This window comes from Streptomyces sp. NPDC096048 (assembly GCF_044763415.1).
Classification (GTDB): domain Bacteria; phylum Actinomycetota; class Actinomycetes; order Streptomycetales; family Streptomycetaceae; genus Streptomyces.
The window spans coordinates 321,593-343,525 of the sequence record NZ_JBIWGG010000002.1 but is presented as its reverse complement, the minus strand read 5'-3'; the positions used below and the strand labels follow the sequence as shown (position 1 = coordinate 343,525).

At 69.5% G+C, this 21,933-nt stretch carries 20 protein-coding genes; 8 read left to right on the top strand and 12 right to left on the bottom strand.

Going from position 1 to position 21,933, the window contains the following annotated elements; genetic code table 11:
• The first annotated feature begins 2 nt into the window (after window positions 1-2).
• A complete protein-coding gene (locus ACIQ6R_RS06045; RefSeq protein ID WP_404219048.1) occupies window positions 3-467 on the top strand; it encodes an NUDIX hydrolase in 465 nt (154 codons plus the stop codon).
• A 415-nt stretch (window positions 468-882) separates the two neighbouring features.
• Here ACIQ6R_RS06045 and ACIQ6R_RS06040 read toward each other — a convergent pair whose 3' ends face one another.
• Window positions 883-1,950 carry a DNA cytosine methyltransferase gene (locus ACIQ6R_RS06040; protein ID WP_404219046.1) on the bottom strand — a complete coding sequence of 356 codons (1,068 nt, stop codon included), beginning with the start codon at window positions 1,948-1,950 and terminating at the stop codon, window positions 883-885.
• A 134-nt stretch (window positions 1,951-2,084) separates the two neighbouring features.
• Between ACIQ6R_RS06040 and ACIQ6R_RS06035 the strand changes: the two genes are divergently transcribed.
• Together ACIQ6R_RS06035 and ACIQ6R_RS06030 are read left to right on the top strand one after the other, a co-directional pair.
• Window positions 2,085-4,205 (top strand): ATP-binding protein, encoded by a 2,121-nt coding sequence (locus ACIQ6R_RS06035; RefSeq protein WP_404219044.1) that lies wholly within the window; start codon window positions 2,085-2,087, stop codon window positions 4,203-4,205.
• Window positions 4,206-4,455: 250 nt separating this feature from the next.
• Window positions 4,456-4,785, top strand: coding sequence for a hypothetical protein (locus ACIQ6R_RS06030; RefSeq protein ID WP_404219042.1), 330 nt, complete (start codon window positions 4,456-4,458; stop codon window positions 4,783-4,785).
• Between the two features lie 145 nt (window positions 4,786-4,930).
• Here ACIQ6R_RS06030 and ACIQ6R_RS06025 read toward each other — a convergent pair whose 3' ends face one another.
• The 4 genes from ACIQ6R_RS06025 to ACIQ6R_RS06010 all read right to left on the bottom strand — a co-directional run bounded on the left by ACIQ6R_RS06025 (window position 4,931) and on the right by ACIQ6R_RS06010 (window position 7,008).
• Window positions 4,931-5,239 (bottom strand): hypothetical protein, encoded by a 309-nt coding sequence (locus ACIQ6R_RS06025; RefSeq protein WP_404219040.1) that lies wholly within the window; start codon window positions 5,237-5,239, stop codon window positions 4,931-4,933.
• Window positions 5,236-5,967, bottom strand: a complete 732-nt coding sequence (locus ACIQ6R_RS06020) for a GntR family transcriptional regulator (protein WP_404219618.1) — start codon at window positions 5,965-5,967, stop codon at window positions 5,236-5,238. The genes ACIQ6R_RS06025 and ACIQ6R_RS06020 overlap by 4 nt, the downstream gene beginning before the upstream one ends.
• Window positions 5,968-5,975: 8 nt before the next feature.
• On the bottom strand, window positions 5,976-6,200 hold the full coding sequence (locus ACIQ6R_RS06015) for a hypothetical protein (protein ID WP_329470890.1): 225 nt from the start codon (window positions 6,198-6,200) through the stop codon (window positions 5,976-5,978).
• Window positions 6,201-6,729: 529 nt separating this feature from the next.
• A complete protein-coding gene (locus ACIQ6R_RS06010) occupies window positions 6,730-7,008 on the bottom strand; it encodes a hypothetical protein (RefSeq protein WP_404219616.1) in 279 nt (92 codons plus the stop codon).
• Between the two features lie 78 nt (window positions 7,009-7,086).
• On the opposite strand from ACIQ6R_RS06010, the gene ACIQ6R_RS06005 reads away from it, so the two are divergent.
• A complete protein-coding gene (locus tag ACIQ6R_RS06005) occupies window positions 7,087-7,842 on the top strand; it encodes a GntR family transcriptional regulator (protein WP_404219037.1) in 756 nt (251 codons plus the stop codon).
• 6 nt (window positions 7,843-7,848) lie between these two features.
• Here the strand turns inward: ACIQ6R_RS06005 and ACIQ6R_RS06000 are convergent, their stop codons facing one another.
• On the bottom strand, window positions 7,849-8,424 hold the full coding sequence (locus tag ACIQ6R_RS06000; RefSeq protein ID WP_404219035.1) for a hypothetical protein: 576 nt from the start codon (window positions 8,422-8,424) through the stop codon (window positions 7,849-7,851).
• A 240-nt stretch (window positions 8,425-8,664) separates the two neighbouring features.
• Between ACIQ6R_RS06000 and ettA the strand changes: the two genes are divergently transcribed.
• From ettA to ACIQ6R_RS05985, 3 genes are read left to right on the top strand one after another with little or no spacing between them, the layout of a single operon-like run.
• The gene (gene ettA, locus ACIQ6R_RS05995) at window positions 8,665-10,329 is read left to right on the top strand and encodes an energy-dependent translational throttle protein EttA (RefSeq protein ID WP_404177513.1); all 1,665 of its coding nucleotides are present in this window, start codon (window positions 8,665-8,667) and stop codon (window positions 10,327-10,329) included.
• A gap of 2 nt (window positions 10,330-10,331) precedes the next feature.
• Window positions 10,332-10,742, top strand: coding sequence for an acyl-CoA thioesterase (locus ACIQ6R_RS05990; RefSeq protein WP_404177516.1), 411 nt, complete (start codon window positions 10,332-10,334; stop codon window positions 10,740-10,742).
• Window positions 10,739-11,431 carry a hypothetical protein gene (locus tag ACIQ6R_RS05985; protein WP_404219033.1) on the top strand — a complete coding sequence of 231 codons (693 nt, stop codon included), beginning with the start codon at window positions 10,739-10,741 and terminating at the stop codon, window positions 11,429-11,431. The genes ACIQ6R_RS05990 and ACIQ6R_RS05985 overlap by 4 nt, the downstream gene beginning before the upstream one ends.
• Before the next feature lie 43 nt (window positions 11,432-11,474).
• Here ACIQ6R_RS05985 and ACIQ6R_RS05980 read toward each other — a convergent pair whose 3' ends face one another.
• Entirely contained in the window at window positions 11,475-11,888 is a 414-nt protein-coding gene (locus ACIQ6R_RS05980) for a globin (protein WP_404219031.1), read from the bottom strand.
• A 75-nt stretch (window positions 11,889-11,963) separates the two neighbouring features.
• Here ACIQ6R_RS05980 and ACIQ6R_RS05975 point away from each other — a divergent pair, with 75 nt between their 5' ends.
• Window positions 11,964-12,938 carry a methyltransferase domain-containing protein gene (locus tag ACIQ6R_RS05975; RefSeq protein WP_404219029.1) on the top strand — a complete coding sequence of 325 codons (975 nt, stop codon included), beginning with the start codon at window positions 11,964-11,966 and terminating at the stop codon, window positions 12,936-12,938.
• 13 nt (window positions 12,939-12,951) lie between these two features.
• Here the strand turns inward: ACIQ6R_RS05975 and ACIQ6R_RS05970 are convergent, their stop codons facing one another.
• The 5 genes from ACIQ6R_RS05970 to ACIQ6R_RS05950 all read right to left on the bottom strand — a co-directional run bounded on the left by ACIQ6R_RS05970 (window position 12,952) and on the right by ACIQ6R_RS05950 (window position 21,898).
• Window positions 12,952-14,577 (bottom strand): FHA domain-containing protein, encoded by a 1,626-nt coding sequence (locus ACIQ6R_RS05970; protein WP_404219027.1) that lies wholly within the window; start codon window positions 14,575-14,577, stop codon window positions 12,952-12,954.
• Window positions 14,578-14,624: 47 nt separating this feature from the next.
• Complete coding sequence (locus tag ACIQ6R_RS05965; protein WP_404219025.1) at window positions 14,625-15,971, bottom strand: VWA domain-containing protein; 1,347 nt, start codon at window positions 15,969-15,971, stop codon at window positions 14,625-14,627.
• A 124-nt stretch (window positions 15,972-16,095) separates the two neighbouring features.
• Entirely contained in the window at window positions 16,096-17,514 is a 1,419-nt protein-coding gene (locus ACIQ6R_RS05960; protein ID WP_404219023.1) for a PP2C family serine/threonine-protein phosphatase, read from the bottom strand.
• Between the two features lie 3 nt (window positions 17,515-17,517).
• The gene (locus ACIQ6R_RS05955) at window positions 17,518-20,319 is read right to left on the bottom strand and encodes a tetratricopeptide repeat protein (protein WP_404219021.1); all 2,802 of its coding nucleotides are present in this window, start codon (window positions 20,317-20,319) and stop codon (window positions 17,518-17,520) included.
• 244 nt (window positions 20,320-20,563) lie between these two features.
• Window positions 20,564-21,898: a hypothetical protein gene (locus ACIQ6R_RS05950; protein ID WP_404219018.1), complete on the bottom strand. Its 1,335-nt coding sequence runs from the start codon at window positions 21,896-21,898 to the stop codon at window positions 20,564-20,566.
• Window positions 21,899-21,933: the final 35 nt, after the last annotated feature.

Below are 21,933 nucleotides of genomic sequence, written 5' to 3'. Positions count from 1 at the left end.
CTATGCTCCTGTACATGAGTCAACCACAGGAAGCAACGTCGCCGCCCCTGCACTCCGTATCCGTAGCCGGAGTCGTCGTGCGCGAAGACGGCCGCCTCCTGGCCATCCGCCGAGCCGACAACGGCACCTGGGAACTCCCCGGCGGCGTACTCGAACTCAACGAGACCCCAGAAGCCGGCGTAACCCGCGAAGTCTGGGAAGAGACAGGCATCCACGTCGAGGTCGACGAACTCACCGGCGTCTACAAGAACACCACCCGAGGCATCGTCGCCCTGGTATTCCGGTGCAAGCCCTCCGGCGGCACCGAGCGCACATCCAGCGAGTCGACAGCCGTCTCCTGGCTCACGCCCGACGAGGTGAGCAAGTACATGGCCGAGGTCTACGCAGTCAGGCTCTTGGATGCCCTGGACGGCAACGGCCCCCACGTGCGAAGCCACGATGGCAAGCACCTCATCCCAGCGGGATAAGACTTTCCCTACTTCATCAAGGCCCGCGCACGGCGCGGGCGCGCGCCGCCTCTACGGCGCGGCCCGCCTCCTGTCTTCGCCCCGGCTGGCCGCGCCCGGCGGCGCGCTGCGTGCATGCGGGCAAGGGCGGGACGTCATCCGCGGGTACAAGATGATGCCTCCGGCGGGGGATCGGCCGGCACCGGGATGGAGGGAGCCGTCGCTGACTGCGGACCCGTAGGGGTGCGCGCGGGGTGCTCCCATCCCGTCCACCGTCGACCCAGGCAGAGCCGAGCAGACGCGGCCCAGGGGCGTCAAGGTCGTTCGTACAGTGGCGCGCTCCACCTTGACGCCCCTGAACCACGCCCGCTCCACGATGTGTGGGTCGACGGCGGACGGGATGAGAGCTGGGGTGATTGGTGGGCTGAGCTGGCCCCTACACCAGAGCGACGTCACTCACCGAAGCTGTAACGCCCCTTTTAAGGATGGCAGACGCGATCAGCCCAAGACCCTTGGCCATACGAACCGGAACAGCATTGCCAATCTGACGTTCGATTGATCCATAGTTTCCGGAGAACCTATAGCTAACTGGGAATGTCTGAAAGGTAGCAGCTTCCCTCAGCGTCAACCCGCGATGCTCGGTTGGATGCACAAAGCTGCCACAAGCCGGCGTGGTGCATCGCGTGGTCATCGTAGGCGCAGGTTCATCCAACTTAATACGGCCGTACGAGCTGGCAGCCGACCTATTTTTCAACTTTCTATGACAGTCGAGCTGATGCTCCTCTGGCAGATCGAACCTATTCCCATTGATAGGGATGGACTCAATCCGCCGCCTCACAGAAAGACTGCTTTCACGATGCACGTCCAGCGGGTCCCCAGGACGCAGGTGCCGCTTCAAGTGATCTAGAACGTTACGCGCTGTCCGCCTACTCGTCGCGAAGGACCCTGGCAGAAGGTCCAGAATTTCCTCATCAGGAGAAAAGCGCAAGTCTTCACGCACGGCAAATAGAATGAACCTCCTCCTCCTCTGTGGAACCCCAAATGATGTGGCGTCTAGCGCAGCCCCTCGAAACGTATACCCTTTACTGCGAAGATGGTCCAGAAGGGCAGAAAGACGGGCATCGCGCTGCAACCCGGGCACATTTTCCAGAAGGAGAATCTTCGGCAGCATCCCGTCAACGAACCTGGCCACATCAAGCACGAGGTCGTTGCGATCCTGATCGACCTCTCCCTTGGCCAGAGTCGAGAACCCCTGACATGGAGGGCACGCCTTCAGGACATCGAGCTGCCCCCGCCGGAGCCCAATCGAGTGCAGGAGATCGACCGGATCAACCTGGCGGATGTCGCAGCTCAGGAGCTTCACCCTCGGATGGTTCTGCCGGTAAGTTGCGGCAGCTTCCGCGTCGTTCTCTACAGCAGCGAGAACGTTGAGGCCGGCGTCTCGAAGGCCCCGAGTAGCCCCCCCGGCCCCAGCGAACAGGTCGACGGCACTGGGTCTGAGCATGGAGGGATCTTAGCCCTGCAGAGGTAGCAAAGCACCAGCAGCCCTGGCGCGTTGACCGCTACTGGATCACACTATGTGCACTGAAGGTGACCGACCATCACCGAGGTGGGCGGCCGTCACGGGAGGGGCACAGGGTGGAGCAGCACAGCGGGTACGAGGCCAACGACCAAGGGGCCGACGAAGGGGCTCTGTTCGCAGCGATCCCGAATCAAAGCGCGCCGGGGCACGACGACTTCACACCCAGCGACGCTGCCCCTTCGGGCGAACCGTACACAATGCGGATCAGTCGCCTAACTGTTGACAAGCTGGGCATCAAGATGTACGACCGCGTGTCCGCCGTGCTCGCTGAAGTCATCGCCAATGCCTACGACGCCGACGCCGAGAGCGTGAAGGTCTACCTCCCTTGGGGCGTGTTCCTGGCCGCAAAGGCGGGAGGCGCGGCGGTCGGACCATACGAGATCACGATCACGGATGACGGCCACGGTATGACTGCCGCCGAAGTCAATAGCCATTACCTTACAGTCGGATCTGACCGCAGGAAGCGCTTCGGGAAAGACTCCTCTCGGGACAAGAACAGGCCCGTGATGGGACGCAAAGGCATCGGCAAGCTGGCGCCATTCGGAATTTGTGAAACCGTCGAAGTTATCACCGCTGGCGGAGATAAGATCGACAAGGGATACGAGGTGGCTCACCTCATCCTGTCATTGAATGACATCCTCGACGATACCCACAACGTATATCACCCGACTCCCGGCCCTCTGGACGGCACTTGGGCGCCTGACCACGGCACCACGATCAAGCTGCGAGACTTTCGACGGAAGCGGGTTCCGTCGGGCACAGAGCTTCATCGGCAGCTCTCTGCTCGGTTTGGAATCAAGCGAGCCGACTGGAACGTGGAGTTGCACAACACCGAGGGCACCCTGTTCCCTGAATCGCTGCACCTCGGGGAACTGGACATCGATATTTTGGAAGAAACCAAGATGATCCTCGATGACCGCTGCGTGGAAACGGAGGTCGGAGAAATGCTTCCCATCTCGGGGTGGCTTGCTTACACGCGGAAACCGTACAAAGATGAAGCGATGGCGGGAGTTCGAATCTTCTCGCGAGGCAAGATTGTTTCCCAGACTCGCGACTTCGGAATTCCTTCAGGGTTTCACGGCGAGTACAGCATTCGCTCGTACCTCGTGGGAGAAATCCACGCTGAATGGTTGGACGAAAACGACGACCTAATTCGTTCCGATCGCCAAGATATCATCTGGAGCTCGGAAGCCGGCGATGCCCTGAAGAGGTGGGGGCAGGCTGTTATTCGTGAACTGGCGAAGAGAGGGAAAACCGCACTCTCTAAGCAGACATGGGAAGACTTCCAGGAAACTTCAAAAATCAGCGAGCGCCTTGAATTGGAAGCTCCAGGGGACAAAGAGTACCAGGATTCCGTCAAGCAAGCCGCTCGCCTCCTCGTTTCGGATCGAGATCGGGAGTCGGTATCCAATCCCGAACACGCAGAAAAGGTATTCGAGCTCTCTAAGGTGATCGGCCCGCACAAGACCCTCCTCGAAACACTTCACCAGGTCGCCGAGGTCTCAGAAAGCCCCCTGGACATCATCCTTGGACTGTTCCAGAAGGCCCGGATCGCCGAGATGTACTCGCTCGGCCAAGTGGCCTCTGAGCGCATCGAGGTCGTAAACCGTCTGACCTCTCTCATCAACGACGGAACGACGTTGGAGCAGCCATTGCAGGAGCTCCTCGAGCAAGCCCCCTGGCTACTGGCGCCAGAATGGACCCCTCTTGGAATGAACGAATCACTTGAGCGAGTCAGGAAGTCATTCGAAGCGTGGTATTTCAAGAAAGAAGGCGTGGCCCTTGTAACTACTGCCATTAACCGTCACCGTCGCGAGCCTGATTTCGTCATGCTTCACGACTCCGGCACTCTATGGATCGTTGAAATCAAGCGGATGGACTACCACCTGACTGACGCGGAGTATCTACGAGCAGTCAACTATTTGACCGATCTGGATACTTTCCTGGACTCAAACCCGACACTCGGACAACAGTTCCCGGTACGGAAGCTCACATTCATCGCGGATCACACGGATAAGCTCAGCAGCGTTTCTATTTCCTCAATGCAAAACGATCATCGAATTGACATCCGAGGCTGGCATGAGCTCCTTGACGACACGCTGAGGGCACATCGTGACTTCCTCTCACGCGTGGAGACAGTCCGGACGGATGGTGCACTGCCGCCAGCTGGGATCTGACATACACGAAGGTGGCCCCGGTGCCCCAGAGAACCATCCCGATCTGCTCAACTGCGGCGTGGCCGACTCGTGGACGGCAGTTGCATGTGTCAGCCCTCGCACGCCTCTGAACAGCAGTAATGCGTGAGCCGCAAGGACCCTCCGGAGCCGTTGGCCGATCCCACCCTGCGGGATCCTGGCGTGGCACTCGGGGTGGATGGAGCCCCGATGTACTGGGTAGGGTCACAGCCCGCCAAAGGTGGAGGGAACGTTGGATCTCAGCGAGGTCGAGAAGGCCGTAGACGCAGGCAAAGGCTATGCAGCTGTCAGCGTCAAGACACTTCGCAACGCTGTGGGGGCAGCCCGGGCGAAGAAGAACGTAGTAGCCGAGATCTCTGCTGGCCTGCGGGCGGCCGGACTTGGTCACGTACCGTTCGAAATACCCAAGCGTCAAGATCGCGTGGTGCTGGTGTACCGCCTCGGGACAGGCGAGGGTGCTGCGCTCATGGCGATGGTAGAAGCAGCTCACGGGGACGGTGAACAAGCGAACGGTGCTGCGTGGCTGCTGAGCACCATGCTGCCGTCTTTGGAAGCCCGGTAAGGAGCCCTCATGCCAGAAGCCCACGGCCTCTGAGGCTTGTCAGAGCCGTGGGCTTCCCGTGACGTCGTGGGCTTCGACGGATACGCCGACCTGGGAGACAGGACACGTAGGGCGTGGTCAAGAGATGGCGGCGTAGTTGGCGGGGTTAGCTCTCTTGGAGGGCCGGGTCGCGCAGTGCCAGGAGGTGACCGCGGCTGGATGCGACGCGGAGTACGTCCCGCAAAGCTTCGGTCAGCTCCATGGCCAGCGTCCGTACGTCGCCAAGGGCAGCATCCTGGCTGTTCAAAGTCTCTGATGCCAGCGTCAGCAGTTCAACCGCTGTGTCGAGTTGGGCTGATTCGATGCTGTCCGCCAATCGGGACATGTAGCCGCCCTGGGCGTCGGTGCTCAGGTAGCAGGGCTTGCCTCCTGGGCCCGACCAGGGGAGGAGTCGCAGTTCGTTCGGTGCTGTCATCCTTGGCTCTGCCTTTCGTCGATCACGTGGTGGGCGGTGAAGACGGCGTCGACTCGATCCCCCGGGAAGGCCAGGAGCGCGGCTTCGATGACGCGGCCCGTGGAGTCGGTGGCGATACGAGTGATGGAGAGGACGACGGAGGCGATGCCGACCCGGAGGGCCGAGGCTTCGTCCGGTGTCGGGAAGCGAGCGCTCACCGTCTCTCGAGCAGCAGTCGGGGGTGGAGCGAGGAAGGCGAACCTTCTGACTGCCTCTCTGAATGTGGAGGCGTCGTCGAGCGCTTCGGGTGGGACCAGGTCGTGCGGCATGTAGACGCGCGCCAGGCCGTGAGGTGACTCTCCTTCGCGGCTGACGCAGGTGAACTCCACGACGGGGCTGCCTGTGGGCACCTTCAACAAGGTCGTCAAGTGCGCTTGAGCCTGAACTGTGGTGCTGCGGATGGTGACGCGCAAGTCCGGCTCGCCGGCGGTCCACGGGTCCAGGGTGCCCCAGCCGCCGACGTACATGATCTTGCGGTGAGGGCGGCGGACGAAGTTGCCTTTGCCGTGGATCTTCTCGATGAGGCCTTCCCTCTGGAGCACGGCGAGTGCTCTTCGCAGCGTCACCGTGCTGATCCCGTAGCGGTCGGCGAGGGCAGCCTCGGATGGAAGGCGTTCGCTCGGCAGGAGGCGGCCGGCTGTGATCTCCTGCCGGAGGTCGTCGGCGATGTCGTGGTGGCTCGAGCGCATGGAGCTGGTCACCGCCTTCTCAGCATTCGCACGGCGACGAGTCGGGTACGCGCATGTATGGTCAGCAGTTCGCCCGACTCGAAGACCAGTTGCTTCGCTCCCTGGGGGAGTTGGAAGAGGTCTCTCACCCGGAAGGCATGGCCCCCGAGTTGGATGATGTCGCCGCGCTGCACGGTCGTCGCTGTGACCTCGATGTTGGAGACCAGTGCGCCGCCGGGGGCATACGCCCTCACCGCGTCACCCCCAAGACTGCGGACGGGTCAACGCCCGAGTGGCAAGGGCAGTCGCACGCCTCGCAGATCACTGGAATGTCAGCCGGGACCGGCATCGGGGAGGCGTCGACGCAGACGTGGTGCGTGCCGAGCCGGCATGCAGTCGAGCGGTAGGGGACGGACGGGACGTCTGCGATGTGCGGCTGTCGACGATGCGGCATCAGTGCACCCCCGTCAGCGCTGACCAGGCGTCCGCCGAGAGATGAGGGGCGATGACCATCGCACGTGTCCGGACGCGTCCTTCCACCGCCAGGACGTACGGGCGGACCAGGGCCACGTCCTCTCCTCTGAGCAGGTTGCGGTGAGATGCCGCGTCGTCGGCTGTACGGCCCAAGACCGGGGCCGACGTGCCATTGGGCCTACGAGAGACGGGAAGAGGCGGGTGAGGAAAGTCGGGCACTAACGGCCGGCGGTGCTTGCCTCTTGGGGAGTTCCGCGCCCTGGTGAGGGAGAAGGCGCGGCGGATACGGTTGAGCACGCTGTTCAGCTCCTATCGCTGATGGCTCGGTCCCCCGACATCGCCCGTCGTGGGGACCGCTTTGCGTACGACCGCCCATAAGGTGCGGCCGTTCAAGCTGGTGGCGAGAAGCCCGAATCGGTCGGCCTCAGCCACCACGTCCAGGACCTCCCGCCATGACTCGGCGGAGAGCGCGTCCGGCACCTCCGCTTCCACCGACGTGTGCCGGGGGTGTTCCTCCACTCGCGTGGGAAGTCCGAGGGCGGACAGCTGGGCGGCGAGGGCCGCCGCGCTAACTCCCGAAGCGGGCACAGGGCAGCCTCCGTCACCGGCGATCACTTTGAGTGAAGCTAGTTAACTAGATTAGAGCTAGTGGACTAGATTTTCCATATGCCTGAGCAACCGCCCTATCTCCGCATCGCCGACGAACTACGGCGGCGGATCGCGGAGCGCGCGTGGGAGCCGGGAGACCGCCTGCCTTCCCGCGCTCAGATCGGCCAGGAGTGCGGCGTCGGTGAGAACGTGGTCCGTCGGGCGCAAGAGCTGCTGATTTCCCAAGGTGTGCTGGAAGGCCGCGCTGGGTCGGGAACCTACGTCGCCGAGCCCAGGCAGCGGGTGCGGGTGGTGCGTTCGTCGGCGCGTGAGCAGCCGAGCGGGTCGCCCTTCCGGGCTGACATGAAGGCCGTGGGTAGGCAGGGGGACTGGGAGAGTCGGACGGACGCCAAGGTGCCGGCCCCCGCAGACATCGCGGCGCGACTCGGGATCGACGAGGGCGAACTGTGCGTGCGGACCGCGTACGAGTTCCTGGCGGACGGCAGGCCGGTGCAGCTGTCGACGAGTTGGGAGCCGTACGAACTCACCGCCGGCACTCTCGTCGTTCTCCCCGAGGGCGGGCCGCATGCTGGAGCGGGTGTCGTGAACCGTATGGCCGCGATCGGCATCACGGTCAGCCATGCCGTGGAGCAGCCAGAGCCGAGGCAGGCGACCGCCGAGGAGGCGTCGCTACTCGGCATCCAGAAAGCTGCCCTTGTCACGCACATTCGGCGGACGTACTACAGCGACGACGGTCGGCCTGTGGAGACAGCGGACATCGTGGTCCCCGCGGCTCACTGCGAGATCGTCTATGAGATCCCGATCAATCGATAGCCACGTCTAGGGTCCGCCGTATGGCCGATGATTCTCCGTCCTGCTCTGAGCGCAGGCAGCCCCTGAAGTCGGGTGGCCTTGTGCATCGAGCCATCCGGCGAGCGCGGAGAAGTCGGCGCCATTGAGGCCCTTGGTCGGCTCGACCTGGTGCAGGAGTGAAGGCCCGGGGTGGCTGGCGTCGACCCAGAGGCGGTCCATGGCGCTGATCTCGTCGTCGACCCAGATGAAGGGTCGGCCGGCGGCCCACTCGACCATGGGGCGAGTCTTCCAGTGGAGGCCGCGCGGGGTTCCTCCTGCATCGGCGTCCGGCCACTCCAGCACCGGCAGCCTCGGCAGGCCGATGCGCGGGGCGACTACTTCGTTCGCTTCTTCCATCCAGGTCGTCGCCCACACGAGCTGACAGCGCAGAGCAATGAGGCGCGCCCCAATCCCGGGGTCGAGTCGGACCAGCAACGGGTTCCCCTGATCGACGGTCGTCGAGGAGGCGGCAGCGACCTCCGAATGGCCAGCCGACGACCCGAAAGGGATCAGTGGGCCGTCGACGTCGAGGAAGAGGAGGGGGCGCTCCGACGAGCTGGTCACGGCAGCACCGTAGCCCCGCGCAGCGGGGGAGCGGCACCCTCGGGCTGGGCCGTCTCTGGGCCGTGCGAGGGTGCCCGAGGCCGACCGACGGTGACCGGCAGTGACAGGCGAGGCTCCGGCGGCATCCGGGAAACCCCAGGTCAGAGCCCCCGCCCGGAACGCGTTTTCTCCCAGGGGTGGCGGTGCGGCAAGATGGGGTGTATCTGCCCACTGCCTGATCAAGCTGCCGGACGGTTTCTCTTGGCTGAGTACATTTACACCATGCGCAAGGCGCGCAAGGCGCACGGCGACAAGGTGATCCTTGATGACGTCACCCTGAGCTTCCTGCCCGGCGCGAAGATCGGTGTGGTCGGACCGAACGGTGCCGGTAAGTCGACCGTTCTGAAGATCATGGCGGGGCTCGAGCAGCCCTCGAACGGGGATGCCTTCCTGTCTCCCGGTTACACGGTCGGCATCCTGCTGCAGGAGCCCCCGCTGAACGAGGAGAAGACCGTCCTGGAGAACGTCCAGGAAGGCGTCGCCGAGGTCAAGGGCAAGCTCGACCGGTTCAACGAGATCGCCGAGCAGATGGCGACCGACTACTCGGACGCCCTGCTGGAGGAGATGGGCAAGCTCCAGGAGGAGCTGGACCACGCCAACGCCTGGGACCTCGACGCCCAGCTGGAGCAGGCCATGGACGCGCTGGGCTGCCCGCCCGCTGACTGGCCCGTGGTCAACCTCTCCGGCGGTGAGAAGCGGCGTGTGGCGCTGTGCAAGCTGCTGCTGGAGGCGCCCGACCTGCTGCTGCTCGACGAGCCCACCAACCACCTCGACGCCGAGTCCGTCAACTGGCTGGAGCAGCACCTCGCCAAGTACGAGGGCACCGTCGTGGCCGTGACCCACGACCGGTACTTCCTGGACAACGTCGCCGGGTGGATCTGCGAGGTCGACCGCGGCCGGCTGCACGGCTACGAGGGCAACTACTCCAAGTACCTGGAGACCAAGCAGACCCGCCTCAAGGTCGAGGGCCAGAAGGACGCCAAGCGCGCCAAGCGGCTCAAGGACGAGCTGGAGTGGGTGCGGTCCAACGCCAAGGGGCGGCAGGCCAAGTCCAAGGCGCGTCTCGCGCGGTACGAGGAGATGGCCGCCGAGGCCGACAAGATGCGGAAGCTGGACTTCGAGGAGATCCAGATCCCGCCGGGCCCGCGCCTGGGCAGCGTCGTCGTCGAGGTCAACAACCTCAGCAAGGGCTTCGGGGACAAGGTCCTCATCGACGACCTCTCCTTCACGCTGCCGCGCAACGGCATCGTCGGTGTCATCGGCCCCAACGGCGCCGGCAAGACCACCCTCTTCAAGATGATCCAGGGCTTCGAGGAGCCGGACTCCGGGACCATCAAGGTCGGCGACACGGTCAAGATCTCCTACGTCGACCAGAGCCGCGAGAACATCGACCCCAAGAAGACGCTCTGGGCGGTCGTCTCCGACGAGATGGACTACATCAACGTCGGCCAGGTCGAGATGCCCTCGCGGGCGTACGTCTCCGCCTTCGGCTTCAAGGGACCGGACCAGCAGAAGCCGGCCGGCGTGCTCTCCGGTGGTGAGCGCAACCGGCTCAACCTCGCGCTCACCCTCAAGCAGGGCGGCAACCTGCTGCTCCTCGACGAGCCGACCAACGACCTCGACGTCGAGACCCTCAGCAGCCTCGAGAACGCCCTTCTGGAGTTCCCCGGGTGCGCCGTGGTCGTCTCCCACGACCGGTGGTTCCTGGACCGCGTCGCCACGCACATCCTCGCCTACGAGGGTGACTCCAAGTGGTTCTGGTTCGAGGGCAACTTCGACTCGTACGAGAAGAACAAGGTCGAGCGGCTCGGTGCGGACGCGGCCCGTCCGCACCGCGCCACCTACAAGAAGCTGACCCGGGGCTGATCTTGCGGCACATCTACCGCTGCCCACTGCGCTGGGCGGACATGGACGCGTACGGCCACGTCAACAACGTGGTCTTCCTCCGCTACCTGGAGGAGGCCCGTATCGACTTCCTGTTCCGCCCGGAGAAGGACTTCAAGCAGGGGTCCGTGGTGGCACGCCATGAGATCGACTACAAGCGGCAGCTCGTCCACCGGCACCACCCGGTCGACATCGAGCTGTGGGTCACGGAGATAAGGGCCGCCTCCTTCACGCTCACCTACGAGGTCAAGGACGGCGACCAGGTCTACGTCCGCGCCTCGACGGTGATCGTGCCGTTCGACTTCGAGACGCAGCGGCCCCGCCGGATCACCGCGGAGGAACGGGAGTTCCTCCGGGAGTACACGGACGACAAGGAGGAGGCCGTCGCCGCATGACGGTGCTCCATCTGGCAGACGAGGGGGAGGCCGCGGATCTCGCGGCCTTCCTCTCCCGGCTGATCCATTACGACCGTTCGGCGGCGGTGCGCCTCCAGGCGGCCGGTACCGCCCTCGCCGTCTTCGGCCGGCCGCCCTCCTTCGAGGTGCTGGCCGTGCGCGCGGTGCGGCTGGCCAAGCCGTACGAGAACGGGCTCGACGTCACGCTGGACGTGACCGTTTCCGCCGGTGAGCTGCTGGAGACGGTGGACGAGGCGGCCGCCACCGCCGGTGTGCCGGGCGCGGTGACCGGGCCGCCGTGGGCCGGGGTGCTGCCCCCGCGCGGCGGCTGGCGGCCCGAGCCGGGACTGCCCGCTCCGGACGCCCTGCGTGCGCTGGTCGCCGCCGCGGTGGCGGAGTTCCGTTCCCGCACGGGCGAGCTGGCGCCCGAGGGCCGTACGCGGGCCGAGCTGGACCGGATCGGGCGGGAGATATGGTCCCGGACGGTCGGGGACACCGGGCTGCCGGTGCGGGCCGTGCACGCGGCCCAGTCACTGGGGTTCCTGCGGGCGCCTGCCGGGGAGCCCCTGTCCGGTGAGGCCGCGCCCAGGCTGTTCTCCTCGGGCGCGTGGCTGCGGCTGCGCACGCCCTTCGGGTCGGTCGTCCTGCGGCGGGCGGGGACCGGGGCGCTGGGCATCAGCGTGCGCTGAGCCCGCCGCCGCACGTTCGCCGATCGACCGATCGACCGCGGGGTCAGTCCGGGGTGTTGACCATCGAGGCCGCCGCGTACGTCAGGTACTTCCACAGCGTCTGCTCGTGCTCCTCGGAGAGTCCCAGCTCGTCGAGGGCGACCCGCATGTGCTTCAGCCAGGCGTCGTGCGCCGCCCGGTCGACGGTGAAGGGGGCGTGACGCATCCGCAGCCGCGGGTGGCCGCGGTTGTCGCTGTACGTCGTGGGGCCGCCCCAGTACTGCATCAGGAAGAGCGCGAAACGCTCCTCGGCCGGGCCCAGATCCTCCTCCGGGTACATCGGCCGCAGGATCGGGTCCTCGGCGACCCCCTGGTAGAAACGGTGGACGAGCCGGCGGAAGGTCTCCTCCCCGCCGACCTGCTCGTAGAAGGTCTGCTCCTGAAGCGTGCCGCGCCGAATCTCATTCACGTCGTCCATGGTCTCAGACGCGTGGACATAGGTCTTGAGGCTTAGGACCCCTGCCGTCCGCCGCCCGGCCCGTACTGTGGAGGCATGGGCGGGCACCGGGATCTGGACGGCCTCGCCGCCTCCGCGCGGGCGGAGCTGGTGCGGGAGATCGAGCTGAGCGGCGCCTGGGCGGCCGAGCCGGTGTGGCGGGAGGCCTTCGCGACGGTCCCGCGCCACCTTTTCGTGCCCTACTACTACGTCGGCGTCCGGGGCGGCTACGAACGCCGCTGGGGCGAACACCCCGACCGGCACGCTCGCGAGCGCTGGGTGCACGGCGCCTACGCCGACACCCCGCTGGCCACCCGGCTGCGCGACGGCGAACTGCTCTCCTCCAGCAGCCAGCCGTCGCTGATGGCGATGATGCTGGTGGAGCTGGGGGTGAGAGACGGTGACCGGGTCCTGGAGATCGGCGCCGGCACCGGTTACAACGCCGCCCTGCTCGCCCACCGGCTCGGCGACGACGATCTGGTCACCACCGTCGACCTGGACGCCGACATCACCGAGTCGGCCCGCCGGCACCTGGACGCCGCCGGGTACCACCCGGCCGTCGTCACCGGCGACGGCGCCCGCGGGGTGCCCGAACGCGCTCCTTACGACCGGATCCTCGCCACCTGCGCGCTGCCCTCGATCCCGCGCGCCTGGCTCGCCCAGTGCCGTCCCGGCGGCCGGATCCTGACCCCGCTCGCCACGGGACTGGTCGTCCTCACGGTCCGCGACGCCGGGCACGCCGAGGGCCGCTTCCTGCACACGCCCGCGTACTTCGTGCCACTGCGCGGCGCCGAACGGTCGGAGCCCGAGACGCCGGGCCTCGGCGGGGTGCCGCGCCGGGCCCGGGAGGACGACCTGTTCCGCTTCCTGCTGGCGCTCGGCCGGGGCCGCCTCGACCCGCAGGAGGCGTACGCCCTGTGGGACCGCGAGGACGCGCCGCGGCGCGAGCGCTACGGGATCACCGTCAGCGGCGAACGGGCCTGGGCCTGGCTGGACGACCCGGAGGGCCCGTACGCCTGGCCCTTCACCTGACGTACGGCGCTGACTAGCCCCGGCGGATCGTGATCGTCGTCCAGGCGCCGACGTGCACCCGGTCGCCGTCCTGGAGCGGCACCGGCACGAAGGGCTGGATCGGCTCGTCGCCGCCGTTGACCGTCGTGCCGTTCGTCGAGTTCTGGTCGACGACCGCCCAGCTGCCGTCCGGCTGCTGCACCAGCACCGCGTGCTGGTGCGAGACGCCCGGGTCCTCCGGGGGCACCGCCAGGTCGATGTCCGGGGTGTCGCCGGTGGAGTGCCGGCGGCGGCCGATCGTGAACTGGTTGCCGGTGAGCGTGCGCTGCTGCTCGGGCGAGTACGCGGGCAGGTTCAGGCCCGCGGCCTCGGGGCCGGAGCGCTGCATCATCGCCATGAAGTAATCGCGGTCCGGGCCGATGGTCGCCGTCCAGGTCGTCGGCTGCTGGGGCTGCTGAGGCCGCTGAGGCTGCTGGGGCTGCTGCGGGAACCCGTAGCCGCCGCCCGGCGGGGGCGGCGGAGCCTGGGTGGCGCCGGGCTGCGGGTAGCCGTAGCCGTTCCCTTGGCCCGGTCCTCCCGGTCCTCCCGCTCCGCCCGGTCCTCCCTGTCCGGTGGACGACGGCGGAGAGAGCACCCAGTCGTCGTCACCGCCGCCGAAGGACGGGCCGCCCTGCTGCGGGCGGTTGGTCTCCCGCGGGAAGGCGGGCGGGGCCGGCGGACCGGACTGCTGCTGGTAGGCCTGCGGGGCGCCCCCCGGCCCACCGGGCCCGGACGCCGGCGGAACCGGCCGCGACGGGTCGGCACCGAAGCCGGGCGGGGGCGGCGGGCCTCCGGGGCCGCCAGAGCCTCCGGGACCGTGCGGGCCACCTGGGCCACCGGGACCGCCGGGGTTGAAGGGGCCGGAAGGACCATTCGGACCGCCCGGACCACCGGGGCCACTGCCCGGACCGCTTGGACCACCGGGGCCACTGCCCGGACCGCCTGGACCGCCGGGGCGGCCAGGGCCACTGGGACCGCCGGGGTTGAAGGGACCCGAGGGACCATTCGGACCGCCCGGACCACCAGGACCACTGCCCGGACCACCAGGACCACTGCCCGGACCCCCCGGACCCCCGGGACCCCTGCCCGGGCCGCCAGGGCCACCGCCCGGACCGCCCGGACCCGAGGGGTCACCGCCGAAGGGCGGCCCCGGTGGGATCGGCTCGGCGGGGCGGTTCATCTGGGACGGGCGGGAGCCCTGGTAGTCGTACGAGTCACCGCCGCCGTACGACGGACCCGTCGGCGGCTGCTGGAAGTGCGGCGCCGGACCACCGGGCGCCGGCGGGCGCGGGGCTGCCGGGGTGTACGAGGTGGCGGTGTTGGTGAGGAAGTTCCACCGGCACTCCTCGCAGAACGGCGCCCCGCCCTCACGCGGCGTGCGGCACTGCGGACACAGCTGAGGCTCGGCACCGGGGCCGCCGGGGCCGCCGGGGCCGCCGGGGCCGCCGCCAGGTCCGCCAGGTCCGCCCGGACCACCGGGACCGCCGGGCGGCGGAAAGCCGTAGCCGCCGCCCGGGGGCGGGGGCGGGGGAGGGGGCGGCACGGCACCGGCCATGCGGTGACCGCAGACCTCGCACCAGTCGTCGGAACCCGACTGGTGTCCGTTCGGGCAGGTCGGCATGTCGGAGCTTCCCCCTCTTGCGGGCTTGTGGAGTGTGTTGTCCTGCGTCACTTCTTTACACGAACAGTCTTTGTCGACCGAGTCTCGAGAGTCATCTCGTCGGCCTCCTCGACCTTCGCTTTCAGTCGCACAGTACCTTCCGCCGCGTCGACGACGTCCACCACCTTCGCGAGCAGTTTCGCGGTATCCGCGTTTCCGGAGGCTCCGGCGAGCTGAACCGCGCGGCCCAGTTTGGCCGTTGCTCCGTCGAAGTCTCCCGCTTTGCGCAGATCCAGCCCCTGCTGGATGACTTGTGCCAGTTCGGCCTGCCCGGTGTAGTGGGCCACTTGCGGGTTGATCGACGTGGAGGCGGCCATGTCGTCCGTCCACACGGCCCGTACGAGACCCTGCGCGCCGAGGTTCTGGACGCTGCCGTCGGGCTCCGGGATGACCAGGGAGACGCGGGCGGCCAGCATCTCCTGGCCGAGGTCCGCGGCCGGTACCTCCACGCAGACGTGGTAGTCACGGGACTCGTCGCCCCAGGAACCGGTGGGGTAGTCCCCGGCGCGCGGGCCCGCCTCAGTGCGGCGGCCGGTCAGCTCCTCGACCGTGGGGGCGACCTGCTTCACGAACTTCACCGTGGTGTCGACCGGGGTCCACAGGCGCAGCGCGACGTCCGCGACCTCCTTGCCCATGGCCGTCTCCATCATCCGCGTGAAGTCGGCGGCGAGCCCGGCCGGGTCGGCGACGATGTCGGCGGTTCCGAGCATGGCGGAGGCGATGCCTGTGACTTCTTTCACTTCCCAGTCGGTGCCCACGCCGCGGGCGTCACAGGTGAAGCGCCCGGCACAGGCGTCGAGTGCCGCCTTGAGCTCCTCCGGAGATTCGTGCTCGTTGCGGCCGTCGGTGAGCAGGATGCCGTGCCGGATGGCGACGTCCGCGGTGGACAGCAGCCGGTCGGCCAGCCGCAGCCAGGTGCCGATGGCGGTGCCGCCGCCCGCGCTCAGCTTGCGCAGCGCCTGCTTGGCCTGCTCCCGGGTGGTGGCGTCGGCGACCGCGAGCCGGCCGCCGCCCGGGTACACCTCCTTGGCCACGTGCGTGCCACCGACCACCGCGAAGTGCACGCCGTCGCGCAGGGTGTCGATCGCGGCGGCCGTCGCGTCGCGGGCGTTGCGCATCTTGGTGGGCGGGTAGTCCATCGAGCCCGAGCAGTCGACCATCAGCGCCACGGCCGCGGACGGACCCTGGCCCGGCGAGTACAGATGGGGCGCGGCGACCGCGCTCCCGACCGTGCCGCCGCCGGTCGCGGTGACCGTCACGATGGCGTTGACCTCACGCCCGCCCTCGGGCAGGTACTCGTTCTGGTAGACGTCCACCGAGAACCGCGGCACGTTCGACTTCGAGAAATTGGCCATGCCGGATCGCATCCCCCTCTACGTCCCCACACCGGTGGGGTGTCTGGCTGCCGGCGCGGACCGCCCCCTGCGGCCCGCGAGGCCGCCCCGCGCCCGTACCCGTACCTGTCCCGCGCGGCGGGCCTCAGGCCGATCCTGCCCCCTGCGGCGGGGCCGGGAACGGCAGGAGGGCCACTGTTACGTTGTCGTGGCCCCCGCCGTCCAAGGCGTGGCCGACCAGAACGCGGGCGCTGTGCAGGGGCCGGGCGGCGGCGTCGAGGGGTGTGGCCTCGGCCATCTCCTCGGCGGACTCGGCGTAGTTCCACAGGCCGTCCGTGCAGACCACGACCACGCCGGGGCGGTCCGGCTTGAAGGACGCGGTGTGCGGCTCCAGTTCGTAGGCGTCGGCGCCGAGCCAGCCGGTGATCGCGTGGGCGCGCTCGTCGGCGTACGCCTCGGCCTCGCTCATCAGGCCGGCGGCGACCATCTGCGCGGCCCACGAGTCGTCCTCGGTGAGCCGGGCGGGCGGTGTGCTCCGGTCGACCGGCACCCAGTAGACGCGGCTGTCGCCGACCCAGCCGACGACCAGCAGCCCGGACGTCACCACGGCACCGACCAGGGTGCAGGCGGGCGCGTTCTGGTGCGGGGCCTGCTCGCGGGCGGTGGCGGGTTCGTCCGCCAGCGCGTTGACGGCGTGCGAGGCGGCGAGGATGGCGTCGTGCATGGCCTGCTGCGGATGCGTGCCCCGCGGCAGGGCGGTGAGCAGCGACTCGCCGGCCGCCCGGGACGCGGCGAGCGAGGCGTCGTCGGGCCGGGTCGCGGAGGACACGCCGTCGCAGACGATCGCCACGGTCGCGGGCGCGCCGTCGGGCAGCGCGGTGCAGCCGACGGAGAACGCATCCTCGTTGCGGTGATGGCGCAGCCCGCGGTCACTGACCGCGGCGACGGGGCCCGACTCCTGCTCCATGTGGTCGCGTTCGCGGGGCTGGGCGTGCCCGCAGTTCTCGCAGTAGCCGTCATCGTCGACCCGGCCCGCGCGGCAGGCCACGCACACCTTGTCGCCCGCGGCCGGTGCCGGTCGCACCGGTCCGGCGGGGGCCTGCGGCTCGGTGGCCAGTCGCGGGTCGGGTGCCTGAAGCGGGTACTCCTCGGGCTCCCGCGGCCGGTCGGGACGGTCGAACCGCACGCCGGCCGCGGGTGGCTCCGGCGGCGCCGCCGGCATCGGCGGTGCGGCCGGTGGGGTCGGTGCGGCCGGCATCGGCGGTGGGGTCGGTGGCAGCGGGGAGCCGCCGGAGTCGGTGCCCGGCACCTCGGCCGCCGCGTGCACCGGGGCGGGCCGGCCGGAGCCGTCCGAGTCCCGGGCCACCGGCCAGTCCACGCCGTCCGGCGGCGAGGACGGCGCGGGCACCGTGCCGTTCATGGCGATCGTCGGGCTGTCGTCGGGCCGCGCGGGCACCGCGGACAGGTCGTATCCGCACGCACCGCAGAAGCGGTCGCCCGACTCGAGGGGTTCCTCGCAGCTCGGGCACTTCGACACGGCGGCCTGCTGGGGCATCTGCGACATCAACTACACCCACGTCCGGGGGCGGTAACGATTGGCACGTTCCACCAGGTCGATCCTCTCTTCGCCGCCCCGCGCCAGCCGAGCCAGCGTGCGGTACGAACGCTCCAGGCCGAAGCGCAGGCCGCGTTCGTCCAGGCCGCTGCCGAGCAGCGTCCGTCCCCCGGCGGCGGGTGGGACGGAACCCCGACCTCCGGAGAGTACCCAGTCCAGCGCGCAGCCGAGGACCTCGGCCGACAGTTGCTCGCGCCGCGCCGGATCCAGACCGTACACGTCCAGCGCCTCGACCTGCCGCGCGGCGGCGAGGAGATCGTCCAGGAAGGCGACGTCGCCGGCGCCCGCCGTGCGCTGCCGCAGCCGTGCCCGCACGGCCGCCACACGCGCGGCCGTGCAGTGTACGGACGACTCCGGCACCGACTCCAGCGTCCGTACGGCGCCGGCCCGGTCGCCGCCGGCGAGCTGCACCCGGGCCAGCCCGAACGCCGCGCTCACATGGCTCGGGTCGGACGACCACACCAGGCGGTAGTACTCGGCGGCGTTGTCGAGTTGCCCCAGCACCTCCGCGCACAGGCCGAGCGCCAGCTTGGGGGCGATCTCGCCCGGGAAGGCGTCGTAGACGGCGTCGAAGGCCAGCGCGGCGACCTCGTGATCCCCGGTCACCAGCGCGGCCAGTCCCCGGTACCAGACCACCCGCCAGTCATCGGGCCGCTCGCCCTCCAGGGTCTCCAGGGCCTCCAGCGCGCCGGGCGCGTCGCCGCTCTCCAGCCGGGCCCGGATCTGCCGCAGCCGGGTCTCGGTCGACGGCGCCGGGGCGGCGGCCAGCGCGGTCAGCAGCTCACCCGGCGCGGACGCCATGAGGCCCGCCAGGAAACCCGCGTTGGGGTCGCCCGCGTCGACCCGGGGCACCGGCAGGGCGAGGGAGGCGGTGGGCGCGTCGGCCGGCTTGACCAGGCCCGAGGCACCGGCGTCGAACCCGCTGATGCCGCCAGGGCCGCTGATACCGCCGGGTCCGCCGACGCCGCCGAGTGCACCGACCTCGCCGACCGAACTCACCGCACCCGGCAGCCCGGCGCTCGCGCCCGCTCCTGCGGCCGGTCCGGTACTCGTGCCCGGCCCGCCGGGCGCGCCGTGACCCGTGCCCGTCCCGCCCGGTACCCCGACCCCCAAGCCCGTCCCGCCCGGCGCCCCGACCGCCGCGCTCGTCCCGCCCGGCAGCGCGGGGCCGCTGCCCGCGCCGCCCGGCCGCAGCGCCGGAGCCGGGGCGGAGCCGCGCCGCTTCGTACCCGGCGCCCGGGCTCCCAGCCGCGACACGTCGCCATCCAGCCGGGGGAACAACTCCGTGTCCGTCACCTTGACTTCCGGTCCGAACAGCGTGGACACGGCGGGCCGGGCGCGGCCCGTCTGGAGCGAGACCACCTCGCGCAGCACGCCCGTCAGCTGCTCCGCCATCTCCTGCGCGGAGGCGAAGCGGCGGGCCGGATCCGGGTCGGTGGCGCGCACCAGCAGCCGGTAGAACGACTCGTACCGCCGGAAGACGTCGATGGTGTCCGGGTCCGGCAGGGAGTCGGCGTAGACGTTGGTGTAGCCCTGGAAGTCGAACGTCAGCACGGCGAGGGTGCGGCCGACGGTGTACAGGTCGGACGCCACCGAGGGGCCGACGTCGGCGACCTCCGGCGCCTGGTAGCCCACCGTGCCGTAGATGGCCGACTCCTCGTCGTCCATCCGGCGCACCGCGCCCATGTCGATCAGCTTGAGCTGGTCCTCGGTCTGGATGGCGTTGTCGACCTTGAAGTCGCAGTAGAGCAGGTTGCGGCTGTGCAGGTGGCCGATCGCCTCCAGCGCCTCGATGCCGTACGCGCAGGCCTGCTCGACCGGCAGCGGGTCGCGTCTGCCCTCGGGGGAGCGCCGCGCGTTGGCGATCTCCTTCAGCGACTTGCCGCCCACGTACTCCATGACGATGTAGCCGTCGAGGGAGCCGGTGCGCTGGTCGAGGTGCTCGACGAAGTTGTAGATCCGCACGATGTTGGCGTGCTCGATCTCGGCGAGGAAGCGGCGCTCGGAGATGGCCGCCGCCATCGCGTCCTGGTCGCCGGTGTCCAGCAGGCCCTTGAGGACCACCCAGCGGTCGGAGACCGCCCTGTCCACGGCGAGGTAGATCCAGCCGAGCCCGCCGTGCGCGAGGCAGCCCACCACCTCGTACTGGCCGTGCACGACGTCCCCGGCCTTCAGCTTGGGCACGAACGAGTACGGGTGGCCGCACTTGGTGCAGAAGCCCTCCGTGCGCCCGGGCCGCTCCCCGCGCGCCCGCCCGACCCGCGCCCCGCAGTCCGAGCGCGAGCAGAATCGCTTCCGCTCGGGCACCTCGGGATTGTCCAGGACCATCGCGCGCGGATCGGGCCGCGGGATCGCCGGGACCTCGACCAGGCCGACACCGAGGCGCCCGCGCGCGGAGGAACCGGCGGGGGACCCCGAGCTGCGCACCGACACCGACCGGCCCGTCGACCGTCCCGACACCGAACGCGACAGCCGTCCCGACACCGAGCGCCGGGACCTCGACGAGCGCGACGACTGCGACGACGTACGCGAACCGCGGCCGCTGGACCGCGAACCGCCGCTGCCCGCCGAGCCGCGTGATCCGCGCGAGCCCCGGCCGCCGCCGGTGATCCCGGTGGGCGTCGAGCCCACCATGCCGTTGGAGGCGACGACCGGTGCGAGACCGCACATGTCGCAGTACAGCTCGCCGCCGCCCATGTCCTCGTAGGTCCCACCGCAGCCGGGACGCTGACACGTCCGCTGTGCCTCACTCATGACGCTGCCTCCCCCCAGGGGGTGTCGTTCGGATCTTGCCGGGGTCGGGTCGCGGGGTCGGGCACGCGCTCCCCCATTGCCTGAAGGCCGCGGGAGGTGCCCCCAGCGGCGTTGTCGTCGGTTGCCAGGGTTCCGCCCTGTCGCCCTCCTCCGCCTCGCGGCCGCACGCCCCAGACCCCGCTCGGGTCGGTTGCCGGGCACCGTTGCCCGGAGCCGGCCTGATCCGAACGACACCCCCTGTCGCTCACGAGCCCGGCCCCGTCCGGTCCACCGGTCCGCCCTGACCGGGCACGCGCGGGGCGGAACCGAGCAGGTCGGCCGCCGCGTGCTGGTAGCGCAGCACGGCCTGCTCGGCGACGCGCAGGTCACAGGGCGCGCTCCACAGCATGCGGCGCGCCTTCTCGTACTTCTCGACCAGCTCGGGATCCTCGGCGAAGCCGAGCCGGGCCACCTTCGCCTTGTACGCGTCGAGCCGGCCGCGCAGTTCCGCGCGGACCGCGAGCGGCGCGGTGACCGCCGTCAACGACTCGCGGGCGCGCAGCAGCTCGTCCTCCGCCTTCTCCTCCAGGGACTCCAGGAGCGGGGACAGGCGGTGCCACTGCGCGTGTCTGCGGTACTCGGCGGCCGCCGCCAACTGCTCCTGGAGCACCGTCGGCGGTCCGCTGACGACCGGCACCTCCGTCGCCGCGATCTTCGCCAGCACCTCGCCGCGCGCGGTGCGGGCCTCGGCGAGGGTGCGGTCCGCGCGGGAGAGCACGTCCCGCAGGGCCACGATCCGGCGCTCCGCGTCCTGGCGCACCGTCAGCACGGCGTCGATCTCGCGGCGCACGTCCTCCAGGGCGCGCGCCTCCCGGTCGTACACCGTGGTGTCCGGCCGGCCGCCGCCCGGTGCCGAACTGCCCTCGGCGGGCAGCCAATAGGCGAGCGGGTCGGACACCACCCGCTCGCGCAGCTTCGTCAGGGTGCGGGTGATCCGCTCCAGGTCGTCACCGGCCGGGTGCTCGCCGGGGCGGACGCCCACGGAGTGTGCGAGGCGGCGGGTGCGCTGGAGCTCGGCGGCGAGTAAATCGATCCGCGCGGGCAGCGCCGACCACACCGCGTCGGCGGCGACCACCATGTCGAGGGAGGTCGCGTACAGCTGGTTCATCCGGTCGACCAGGGCCGCCAGCGAGTAGCGCTCGCTGAGCCGGCCCGGGCCGCCGTCCAGGGTGGGCGCGGCGGCCGTGGCGGTGGCGCCGCCGGCCACCGTGACGGCGTCGCCGCGCAGCAGTTCGGTCAGCTCGGCCAGGTCCTCGCGGCTGGACCAGCGGCGCCGGGAGCGGATCTCCCGTGCCGTGCGCAGCGCGCCCGTGTACGCGTCGAAGTACGTCCACAGCAGCGTGATCGACGCCTCCGCGGCGGCCCAGCGCTCGCCGGTCACCCCGGTGAGTTCGGCGCCTTCGAGGAGTCTGCGGCCCGCGTGGTCCTGGAGGGCGAGGAGCGAGGTCTCGACCGCCTCGTGCTCCGCGCCGAGCCGCGCCAGCGCACGGTCCACCTCGTCCCGGTCCATCACCGGCCCGGTGGGTCCCGTGTCGCCCATCGATCACCCCTCGCTGTCGCGGACTTGTGCGTGCT